9 protein-coding genes and 1 other RNA gene are annotated in these 11,823 nt (G+C 37.1%); 5 read left to right on the forward strand and 5 right to left on the reverse strand.

Annotation, left to right across the window (positions count from 1 at the left end):
* The first annotated feature begins 422 nt into the window (after window positions 1–422).
* The 5 genes from ACTJJG_RS16060 (at window position 423) to ACTJJG_RS16080 (ending at window position 3,222) form a co-directional block, all read left to right on the forward strand.
* Complete coding sequence (locus tag ACTJJG_RS16060) at window positions 423–707, forward strand: hypothetical protein (protein WP_069119680.1); 285 nt, start codon at window positions 423–425, stop codon at window positions 705–707.
* Between the two features lie 194 nt (window positions 708–901).
* A complete protein-coding gene (locus ACTJJG_RS16065; RefSeq protein ID WP_005075354.1) occupies window positions 902–1,447 on the forward strand; it encodes a PAAR domain-containing protein in 546 nt (181 codons plus the stop codon).
* Window positions 1,448–1,456: 9 nt separating this feature from the next.
* The gene (locus ACTJJG_RS16070; protein WP_005075352.1) at window positions 1,457–2,065 is read left to right on the forward strand and encodes a hypothetical protein; all 609 of its coding nucleotides are present in this window, start codon (window positions 1,457–1,459) and stop codon (window positions 2,063–2,065) included.
* A gap of 14 nt (window positions 2,066–2,079) precedes the next feature.
* Complete coding sequence (locus ACTJJG_RS16075) at window positions 2,080–2,568, forward strand: hypothetical protein (RefSeq protein WP_005075349.1); 489 nt, start codon at window positions 2,080–2,082, stop codon at window positions 2,566–2,568.
* 126 nt (window positions 2,569–2,694) lie between these two features.
* Entirely contained in the window at window positions 2,695–3,222 is a 528-nt protein-coding gene (locus tag ACTJJG_RS16080; RefSeq protein WP_372552564.1) for a hypothetical protein, read from the forward strand.
* A gap of 311 nt (window positions 3,223–3,533) precedes the next feature.
* Here the strand turns inward: ACTJJG_RS16080 and ACTJJG_RS16085 are convergent, their stop codons facing one another.
* From ACTJJG_RS16085 to ACTJJG_RS16105, 5 genes are all read right to left on the reverse strand, one after another.
* On the reverse strand, window positions 3,534–4,934 hold the full coding sequence (locus ACTJJG_RS16085) for an McrC family protein (protein WP_069119679.1): 1,401 nt from the start codon (window positions 4,932–4,934) through the stop codon (window positions 3,534–3,536).
* Window positions 4,931–7,033 (reverse strand): McrB family protein, encoded by a 2,103-nt coding sequence (locus tag ACTJJG_RS16090; protein ID WP_069119677.1) that lies wholly within the window; start codon window positions 7,031–7,033, stop codon window positions 4,931–4,933. Before ACTJJG_RS16090 ends, ACTJJG_RS16085 begins: the two co-directional genes overlap by 4 nt.
* A 453-nt stretch (window positions 7,034–7,486) precedes the next feature.
* Window positions 7,487–7,846: a transfer-messenger RNA gene (ssrA, locus tag ACTJJG_RS16095) on the reverse strand.
* A gap of 161 nt (window positions 7,847–8,007) precedes the next feature.
* A complete protein-coding gene (gene ggt, locus ACTJJG_RS16100) occupies window positions 8,008–9,993 on the reverse strand; it encodes a gamma-glutamyltransferase (protein WP_069119675.1) in 1,986 nt (661 codons plus the stop codon).
* A 303-nt stretch (window positions 9,994–10,296) separates the two neighbouring features.
* Entirely contained in the window at window positions 10,297–11,820 is a 1,524-nt protein-coding gene (locus ACTJJG_RS16105; protein ID WP_069119673.1) for a DHA2 family efflux MFS transporter permease subunit, read from the reverse strand.
* Window positions 11,821–11,823 lie beyond the last annotated feature (3 nt).

Below are 11,823 nucleotides of genomic sequence, written 5' to 3' on the forward strand. Positions count from 1 at the left end.
GCATAGAGCACACCTCATAAGTTTTAAAAGTCTAACTTATGGGGTGCAGTTCAGGGCGGAAGGGGGACACCTTCGGGTGTGCTGGTTCTGTATGTCCGGTCTGTCAACCCTCTTTCGTTCTACCACCCTAATCAATTGACGGTGATTTTTGGTGGTAGAGCTCCATACATTTTAAGGAGTTGACCATGCCACTATATATATTTATCCCCTCTCCCTTATAAACTTTTTATTTATTTAAAATTTGGGTTTCTATTATCTAAATTTTCAAATTTATAAATTAATTTTATTTTAAAATTTAAGTCATTTTATTTTATTGCTTTTATAGGCGGGTTAACTTTTGCCTTTAAAAATGATTTTAAAACTTTAAATATAGCGGTTTATTTTTTCTCACTGAGATATCCCCAAATCATCACGAGAATAATATGAAATTTTATAAAACTATTTTGGTTTTAGGCCTTGTTGTCGGCGATTACAGCGTTTCTGGTTGTGACATACACACTCAGCAGGATTTTGAAAAAATTTGTCTGTCGGGTGGGCACACTCAAGCCAGTTGCGACTGTATTTACCAACGGCTTGAACAAGTGTATTCACCTCAGCTCATGCAACGCCTAGAACATGTCAGTTTGCAAAGTCCTGCTCTCCCACAGGACTTTGCCCCTACTTTTTTTAGCGTGATGCGGCGGTGCGATAAAAATGACATGGGCTAAGCATTTGGCTTAGCTCCCTTATCTCTGTGTCGCAATGGTGGATGACTTTAAATCAGCGCAAAAAATTAAAGTTCTGTTGTGGCATGGGGGCCTTGAGAAATAAGTTAACTCTACTAAACAATAAAACTATACAGTATTGTCTACCCCCTCTTTGGTATGATTTTGGCACTTCATAAAGATAAGAAGGAATAAGTTTGGCAACACCATATATAACAATAGGCTGCCCCACTAGTGGCGGTGGTCAAGTAATTTCAGGGAACAGTATGTTCCTAGTCGACGGGATTCCCGTTGCTTGTGTCGGTGACAAAGCTACCTGCCCCACTCATAAAGTTGTTGCAACCATTGTGTCTGGCGACCCATATATGCAAATCTTTGGTAAAGCTGCTGCCCGTGTTAACGACTCTCTTTCCTGTGGCTGTAAATTACTACCTCAACAAAACTTAGTAGTTCAAGACAATGGTGGTGGTTCTGTTCAAAGTTCGCCAGCGAGTAAAGCTCAAACTCAAGATAGCTTTGTGGAAGACAAATCTAAAGAATATGGTATTCAGTTCCAATTAAAGGATGAAAAGACCCAAAAAGTTTTTAGTGAAATTCCCTATTCAATTATTTACAAGAAGGATGGAAAAGTAGAAACCGGTTGGACGGATAAAGAAGGTAAAACCCATGTCATCAATGCTGACTCACCAGATGAAGTAGAGTTTCAGACCATTGATGCTTCTAAACCGTTACCTCCACTGTAAGGATTTAAAATGGCACAAGATAGAGTTTTCTCACCAACATTAATTCCATCTTTAGATAATGAAGTTAAAGTCTGTCATGCAGATGAATTATTAGATCCATTATTATGCAATAGCATTGTTAAAATTCTTAATTATCACACTACAGTGCCTTACACCTTTATGATGGATCAAGGTCAATGGGATGGTGTTAAAAACAGAATACCTTTTGAACACGATTTAGCAATTCGTTTTGGGCTTGAGTATGATTTACGTCAGTTTAGTGAATCAGTTTTAGAAAGATATTCTTTTCATACAATGATGTATCTTAAGTTTACGATGTATGCTCAAAAGCATTCCTTAAATGAAGGCTCAACTTTTATTAGAGAACTTACTAAAGATTCTTTTACAGCACGTATGGCAATTGCTAAGAAAAACTTTGGTGAAGTTATTGATCTTGCCCTTTCCAATGCAAACAAGCCTGTTTTAGCGGGGAATGCTATTGCCATCCATGAGAATAATGGACCATATCTAATTAATGAGAATATGTATAAGAAAGTATTTGGTCGTCCTTATGATAGTGCTACCGTATCGCAGTTTATACGACAATATCAATATACACCGCCACTTAGTAGTTTCTAGTCACGAGTAATAATATGAAGAAAACGATATTAATATTTTTAGCACCGCTTCTTTTGGTTGGCTTCAATGGATGTAAAGCATCTGAAAAAGAGGATGTAGATACATTTATTCAAAAGGACTTCAAGAATTACGTTACTGATAATAGAAAGTTGATTTTGGAAGCCAATAAAGACGTAAAACAAGAGCCAGCTCTAAAAGAGATTATTTTCAAAAATACTTTTGTAAAGGTAAGAACTGCACAAAGTCTACTGAATGATGAATATGGTAATTGGTTAACTGGCTTAGATAAGAACAAGTTTGATTATACCGACCTCAACGATGTCTGTTGGCTGACCGTCTACATGCAAAACTATATAAATAATATGGATGAGCGATATAAAGCTAATATTACCGAAGATACCAAGAAAAGTGTTAAACAACTATACGAAGCAAGAAATGAAATTATCAAGTTAAGAGATAGCAAAGACAAATCTCTAGCAACTTTTCAGAAAGTTTGTAAATAGTTGAAAATTAATTAAATATTACTATATAAAGCTCCAATTAAAAGGAGCTTTTAATAGCTAATTTTATAAATTAGTTATAGCTAAATCTAGTTATTCCCTGCCTGAATAAGAAATGGTTAATTAATTGTGAAATCTAAACTTTGTATTATTTTATTGTCTCTTTTAACGGTAGCATGTAGCCAAGTCCGCCCTCAAAAAAATGGAATTACTGAAGCTGACATAACCCAAGCATATGAAGCATCACTCTATGCCCAATTTAACCAGCTTTACTACACAAAGTTTTTATATAAAGCAGCATACAATGAAGCTAACAAGGTAAATGAAACTAATGATCAGTTGCTAAGTTATGCCACTTTTTTAATGTATGCAATCAATACAACTTACGATTCTTTAGACATACAGCTTAATGATGATCTAGATTTAATGGCTTCGGGTCAAAAAAGTAAGATGTCAATTGATGCTTTAGATTCATTATGTGTAAGTAATAAATACATTGAAAAATATATAAAACTTAAAGAAAAAAGCGGAAGTGGGATATCAGCTAAAGCGAAAGAACTTTCAAAAGAGGCTTTGATACTTCAACCCAAAATTGAAAAAATCATCATGAAAACTGATTCACCGTTAAATGATATTGAATGTAAAAAATTAATCTAAGCGAGGAAAGGCCCTGAATGTTGAAGGCTTTTTCTAAAGTGAGTTAACGTAAATTACCCCAACTGATTCAAATAATAAAAACAACTCAGAGAATTCCTCGGAGATCCACACAATGTTAGTAAGCAGAACTTATGTTAAATTTATCTGTGCTCTTCTGTTTATGCTTTTTATGAATGGTTGTGCAAATTCCCAGATAAATAGCGATAGAGAAGCTTTAATTAATGCAGGGCGTGCCGCAGTCAGTATAATAACTACAAATTACCGAGTTTCTAAATACGCTCTTCAAGAAAGAAATAGGGATGTTACTTTTGTTAAATAGTTATGTCTTTTTTGCCTATCAAATCTGCTATTCGTTTTACAAATATATCTTCACTTTCAATTAGATCATCCATTGTTTGGGTCTCATGAACATAAATTCCATCTATTATAAATAACACATCATTATTATTGTTACCGTATAAAGTCTCAGAGTAAGACTTCTCAACGTCTAATTGTTTTGATAATGGATAGATCAAACCACTTGCTATTAAGTTATTTTGGTAATAACCCGAGTAAGAATGTATTTGGTGTAAATCTGACCTATCAATGTCATTATTTTGCATTTCCATTTTCTTAAATTTTGCGTCAAAAACAATAATTTTGCCTGTTTCCTTATGTTTCATTATTAAGTCTGGAAATATTGATCTACGATAAAATTGCTGTTTGTAAATTGGAATATCAACTTGTCCACTTACCGACCATTCAGGAAAGTTTCTACTCAAAAGTTTTTCAAGATAAATTTCATATAATTCTGCAATATCAAACAAATAACCTATTGTCTCTAAACTTTTCTTATCATTATCGGGTATTAGGTCTTTGTTCAATAAAATTATTTCTGCATACTCCAAAACTTTTTTGAAACCACGATACATTGGATTGTTTATAGTTTGGTATGTTTTGGCTCTTTGTATTGTTTCGTAACTCGCAAAACGACCAGAATATTGTTGTTTTAAAAATTGACTTAAACCAAGCAAACGGCTGTGAATTTCTTTGCCGAAAACACTTTCTAATTTCTTTAATGCCAAATATAAAACATCAATGATTTCTTGAACATACATTCGTTCCCTGAAAGTTGTTGTTAGTTTTCCTTGAAATGGAATATCTCTTTTTAAGTAATCATTAAAATTTATACTTCCTCTTACTTTTTGACTTCGCTCTTGCTGTTTTTGGTATTGTTGTGGCAAACCTAAAACCACCGCTTTTTCTAATGACTGAATAAATAAATGAGCAATAATAAACAAGAACTGATTTTCGGTTTCATCTGTCTTTGCTTGTATTGGCTCATTGTCAACGTAAATATCATTTACGAAGTTAAGCATACGTTTTAGAAAAGTGTCGCCATATTTTGTTGTAATATTAATTTTACAACCTTTGTAAAAAAGCACTCCAGCATATACACCAGTTTGAATAAAGTATTTTTTTTCTTTTTCTTTTTCTTTTGAATATAATTTTAAAATTAAACGTTCTTCATCTTGCTCAAAAATACGTTTGCTTTTGAAATGAAATACTTTGATCTGTTTTAGTTGTTCTGCACCAAGTTTTAATTCATAAACAGACGAAAATATTTCTTGCAAGTTTTTTACGCTTGACTGTTTTACTCCGAAAGCTTTACCTAAGTTTGAAATTGGGGCTTCTTCGTAAAAATTATGATTGACTGGAATACTAATTTTCATTTTATTGTTTCTTTGAACTTATTCAACGCTTCATCTAACCTACTTTCCAATTCGCTTTCCACAAATACGGCTCTTAGATATTCTTTCAATGTTGGTCGCAAATACAAGTTAAATAAAATTTCAATATTGTTATTTGTAATATCTTTACGCTTAGCAATATCGCTAATCTTCATAAAAAATGAATGACCAAATTCATATGATTTTCCCAAACCTAAGTCTTTAGAAATATAGTCATTCAATTTTTCGCAGGCTTTGACATACAGTCCAATATTATTGAACTGATCTTTTCCTTTGAAACGTGTCTCCTCTTCAATTACTTCGTAATCACAATCTTTTCTTATCCATTTAAAACGTCTACGGAGTGCTAAATCAAAAGCATCAATACTTTTATCCACATCATTCATCATTCCAATAAAAAATACATTCTTAGGAACTCCGAACTTCACTTCATTGTTGTGAATTTCATAAGCTAAATCTTTAAATTTATTGTCCTCTTTGATCAAATCTTCAATTAGCGCAGAATATTGTGTTCGAATCAGGTTTTTATTTTCAGTATCTTGTCGGTAATCTTTTTCCAATAGCGATAAAGTTTCGCCAAAAACCATTGAAAGATTTGCTCGGTTTATTTCGTCCACGACGAAATAAAAATCCTTTTCAGGGTGTTTTTTCGCTTTGATACAAAAGTTTTTAAAAATACCATTTACTAACTCAAAGCGAATATTTCCATCTTTTGAAACGCCTTTTGGTTTAATACCTTCAATAAAATCTTCGTAAGTAAATGATGGATGGAATTGTAAAACCTCATATCTTGAAGTATCACCTTGACAAACAAAATCTAAACTACTTTTTACAGAAAATGTTTTACCTGTTCCTGGCGGCCCATAAAGAATAACATTAGGATTGTTTGTGTCTGCAATCGATTTGGAATTTACAAAACGCCATAAGAAACGTGAAAGCAAAACAAGTTCGTTTTTGTCTTGTTCATTTACGTCTAAAAGTTTCTTTGCTACAAGACAAACTTGATGGTTTTTTCTAAAGATTTCTTCAGCATCACTATCAATAAACTCGTTATATAGTTCTTCTAACCATTGTGTAGAGTAGATATAGAGAAAGTCCGATAAATTATCCAATACAGCTAGTTTCATTAAAACTTGCTTGGCACTGTAATTTGAATTTTCAATCAAATATATTTTTTCTAACGGATCAGTTTTTGAGACAATACTTTTCAGTAAACCTTTTATTTTTTCATTAAAATAAAGTTCCGCGTCTTGTCGAGTAGCATTTGACTTGTTTACACTTTTGATATGATAAGTAGAATTGTCATCATTCAATTTCACTTCAAAATTGAATGCTGTACCAGGCTTTGAAGAACCTAAAACAATTCTCGTGGTTCGTTCTAAAAAGTTACATAAATATCCGCCGGGCATTATTGCTGTGGAACTTCCTAAAATGTTTGTGTAGTCATCCAAACTCAATGTGTCATTTAAAATTTTATGCTTATATAATTTCCATTCAGAAATTAATTTCTCAACTTCGTCCTTATTAAATTTTTTTTCTTCCTCTTTTGTTTCATTTTTAAATTTGTTCCAAAGTACTTTGATGTGAGTTTGTCGCTCTTCTGACAGTTTTATATTTTCCATTAGTCTCTTATAAGTCCTTAACTTATACCACTTTACAATAAAATTATTTGTAGCATTAGACCCGTTACAACAGGTTAAAGTGCCTGGCGCTTGTATATGACTTTTACCATAAGCTGTTAAAATCTGATAAAGAAGATTTTTCTCATCTTCTTCGTAAAAACCAAGAATTTCAATTTGTCTTCTAAGTTTGAACCAATCAAATTCATCGTCTGTATTGTGTTCTATATAAGCATCACCCTTTACTTTTACTAATGCTACTGGCGTACTTCCATCACGAACCATCACAACATCGTCAATTTTCATATCATTTTTGAAAAGCTTAGGATCAATTACTGAATTTCCTTTTTTGTCTTCCCAATATTCACCCATACCTATAACTTGTTTTTTCATAAGTATAGCTTTTAGCGTATCAACGTCTAATCTTGAGTCTGGGTGTAGTTGTATGTGCCAATAGTTCATTTAATATCAATATGTGTTGTCGTATTTTAGAAAAGGAAAAAGGCCGATTTTAACAATAGCTCTATCATCTGTATTTCTTACAGCTTGTGGCATGGTAATGGCAATTGAACTCATCCAAAATCTCTAAAGGAATTTACTCATTAAAAAATTAAAGCTCTAGATTTCCCCCCCAATTTAACTCATCATCTTTTCAGACAACAACTACTTTATTTATAAGAATATTCAAAACAGAAAATTATTTTCATACCATATATTTAGATGAGGTTAGAATAACAAAAGTATGAAACCAGAAGATAAAACTCGAATCATTATTGATCAATAAAACCCCATAATACTTTTTTAATAAATGAAAGATCAGACTAGAAAGTAAAAATTAAAGCAAACTAGAAGTTGTCAAAAACCTGTCAATAAAAAAGCCACTTACATTAAGTGGCTGATTTATTTAAAGTATTTTGGTGGAGATGGCGGGAGTTGAACCCGCGTCCGCCAGCACTACGCTCGAGAATACTACATGCTTAGATATCGTCTATTGTTTTAACACCAAGTGACCCGACGAACAGGGTACAAGGTGCGATCCTCTAAGTTTGGTATAAAGCCCCGAGGCTTGACTCTATACGGACTTGTGTGCGTGCGCTACGGTCGGGTTCCTAAACCACAAGTATTCTAGGAAGCGGACAAACTGCCCTTAGGCAGCTAGAGCGTAAGTTTCGTCGTTTGCGACTATTAAAATGCAAATTTTATTTACGAGAGAAAATGCGCTCTCGGCATGCATCTATGAGTTTCATCACCGGCGTCGAAGCCAATAACATCCCCATGAATGTCTGAACATCATAGCATAACTAAAATAAAATGCTGTGCAATTTATCAACAGTCTGCTACTGATGAACATATTTACATAATGGAGAGCCTTTTGTTTTTTTCAAGGCCCCTCATAAAAAAGCTGCCAAAAATGACAGCTTTTTTTAAAGTGTGGTCTATAAAGCACCATTGCCTAACACGATCCCTTCACGGCGTGGGTCCACCCCACCTGCGTATTTGCTTTGATTATTAATATTTACTTTCATAATCGTTGAAATACCGCTGGTTTGTGCAGTGTTAGAAATGCCATGTCCTTTTGCTTTTAAGCCTTCAATCAAATCAAGCAAAGAAAGCTGTACATTCGAGCTATCCACATTAGTGTTTTTGCTATTGGTCGCGCCAAAGTTAACAAGCGAAGTCGCCTGCTGTGCATTTAAGTTCCAGTCCAATGCACCTACCAAAGTTTTAACTACATATTGAATGATGGTACCACCACCTGGTGAACCTGTTGCCATATAAAATTCATCTGGCGTGGTGCCTTTAAATACTAAGGTTGGCGCCATAGTACTACGTGGGCGTTTGCCCCCTTCTACACGGTTGGCAACTGGTGCCCCAGTGCTGTCATAAGGGTTCGCACTAAAGTCAGTTAACTGGTTTGACAGCAAGAAACCATCCACCATGTGGAATGAACCCATGCTCGATTCAACAGTCGATGTCATTGAAACCACATTGCCATAGGCATCTACAATCGTGAACTGAGTCGTACCATGTTCAACAGTCGTGTCGACACCCGCTGCTGTATTGAAATTACCCGCTGGAGCAACGCCCATACTTTGGTTCGGGTTAATTAGTGCTGCACGTTGTTTTAAGTAATTTTTATCAATAAAGCTTGCAATACCCTGTGCTGGTAAAGCGACAAAGTCAGTGTCTGCCACATATTTATCGCGGTCGGCGTAGGCCAAACGTTCTGCTTCAGACACTAAATGCACACCCATCACATCCGGCACACCACCTTCATTTTCAGGATTTTTAGGTGGATAAAGCGACATATCAAAGTTTTCTAAAATACCCAACGTCTGTACAACCGCAATTCCTCCCGAAGATGGAGGTGGCATGGTACATATATAGTAACGGTCACGATACGTCGTACAAATCGGGTCGCGTTTTTTCACCTGATAGTTCGATAAATCCTGCAAGGTCATCAAACTTGGGGTAATTGGAGTTTTTGCTGGGTCATCACCCACGGTTTGCCCTGCTTTTGCCACAATGGCTTGCGCAATCGGCCCAGTGTGCAATGCATTTGCGCCTTGCGTGGCAAGTGCTTCTAGGGTTTTTGCATAGGCTTTATTGGTCATGGTCTCGCCGACTTTACGTGGTGATCCATCTGGGTAGAAATAAGTCGCCATTGCATTTGCATCAAGTGCTAAATTGCTTGCATTGCTTGCAATGGCATCTGCCAAACGCCCCGGAATGCGAAAACCGTTGTCAGCCAAACCAATCGCTTCACCAAAAAGCTGGTTCCACTTGAGCTTGCCATGTTCTTTTTGCGCTTGTTCAAGCAAACGCATCACACCCGGCACACCAATCGAGCGACCACTACGGCGCGCACTTGGTACAGGTGCAGGTGAATTTGGGTCATATATATTTTGGCGAATTAAATAAAATTCGTTGGCTGCGGCTGGTGCGGTTTCACGGCCATCATAGGCAGTGACTTGCTTAGTTTTGGCATCGTAATACATCATAAAACCACTACCGGCAATCGTGCTCGATTGTGGCTCGACCAAACCAAGCACGGCTTGTACTGCTACGGCTGCATCGACTGCGCTACCGCCTGCTTTTAAAACATCACACCCTGCTTTTACCGCAAGTGGCGTGTTTGCCACCACCATATATTTATCTGCGTATTTAACCGTGTTACCAAGTCTATAACCCGATGCACCCTCTGGTGCGGCTGGGTCACCATTTTGGTTTGAACCGACCACCACGCTTGAACCGTCTTGTGCCAGTTTGCTACAACTGGTCGGGTCATTATCTACAATTAAATTAGGCGGGGTTGTATTTGAATCATCCTTGGGCTGATCTGACGAGGAGTCATCTCCACATCCTTGTAATAAACCGACTGCTAATAAACTACTGAACAAAAATGAATATCTTTTATTCACGTGATAACTCCAATATATACGCCTGCCTATCCATGCAATTGCCATGCAAGCTTCTTTGTTTTCAGGTCTTCAGTTTTTTAATCTTTGATAAAAATAAAGTTTTAATAATATTAAATGATTAAGGATGTTTATTTTGTGCTCTGTGTGATGTCTCCTTGTTTGTTATCACACTCTTTTATAACTGATTTGCCCAATTCTGGCATGCTTTATTTCTTTAAATACAGGCAAAATCTGCTATTTATAAACTCGCTCATTTTGTAGTAGGCCTAAAAAAAGCACCCCCGAAGAGATGCTTTTTTGTGTTTAGTGAGAAGGCATACCGCTGACCTGTTTGGGTTTTGGACACAGCCAAATGACCAGTCCCGCAAAGACAAACACCATCGCAAACAGTAAAAATACATGGTTTGCCGACATGGTAATGGCTTCTTTATCGACAAGGTTTGAAATAATTCCTAAGGTCGAGTCAGCGGAAAAACCATTTTGCAAAAGTGTGTTTTGTACTTCGGCAGTATTTAGATTTGACACCATTTCACTACGCGCAACTTTGGCGTGGTCGTCCCACACGGTCACCGCAATTGAAGCACCAATCGCCCCTGCCATGGTTCTTAAGAAGTTCATAAGACCCGCAGCAGATGCAATCTCTTGCTGCAGTACCGAACCAAGCGCAATATTCGACAGTGGAATAAAGAAGAACGGTACAGCAAAACCTTGCAGGATTTGCGGCCAAGCCAGTGCCATAAAGTCGGCGTCTGTGGTCCAGAATGCCCGCATTAAGGTCACACCACCCAGCAAAATTAAACCGAAACTCGCCAGTGCCCGTGGGTCATGTTTAGTCGAAAGTTTTGCCACAATCGGTGACATGGTCAAACTACCAAAGCCCATGGTTGCAGTTAAATATCCGGCCCACGTCGCGGTGTAGGAAAGGTTCATTTGCAGCCACTGCGGAATCAGTACAATACTGCCAAAGAATGCTCCAAAGCCAAGCGACAAGGCCAGTACCGAAATAGCAAAGCCCCTATGCCTAAAGACTTTCACGTCTACGACGGGGTGTTTATCGGTGAGTTCCCATATGAGGAATACCACAAAGCCTATGGCGGCAGTTAAAGCTAAAACGATAATGCTGGTGCTGTTAAACCAGTCGCGTTCGTGCCCCAAATCGAGCATGAGCTGGAGCGCACCAATCCAGAGAATTAACAAGCCTAAACCGACCGTGTCGATTCTTAAAGAAATCGTTTCTGTTTCAGCCACTCTTAACAAACGCATTGCCGCTAAAACACAAATAATCCCAACCGGTAAGTTAATAAAGAAGATCCAGTGCCAAGACAAATTGTCACTAATCAGACCACCCAAAATTGGTCCTAAAATTGGTCCGACGACTGTGGTCATTGCCCATAGGCCCATCGCCTGTGCATGCTTTTCTTGAGGGAAAATACGCATCAGCAAGGTTTGACTGAGTGGCATAAGCGGGCCACCGCATAGACCTTGTCCAATACGGAAAAACACCAGCATACCTAACGAGTTTGCTAGGCCGCACAAAAAAGAAAAAATGGTAAAGCCAATCAGGCCAAAAATAAAAACTCGGACGGTTCCAAAGCGACCCGCAAGCCAACCTGTTAAAGGTACACAAATCGCTTCTGCAACAGCATACGACGTAACTACCCATGTTCCTTGTGTACTTGAGACAGCAAGGTTACCGGTAATATGCGGTACAGATACGTTGGCAATGGTCGTATCGAGCACGACCATAAAGTTCGACAAGGCAATAACAAACGCTGCCAGTATTAAACGGCCACCGCTTAGTTCGGCAAAAGGTGTTTGCGTTTTCATAAG

The organism is Acinetobacter sp. 22512 (assembly GCF_052044755.1).
Lineage (GTDB): Bacteria > Pseudomonadota > Gammaproteobacteria > Pseudomonadales > Moraxellaceae > Acinetobacter > Acinetobacter pittii.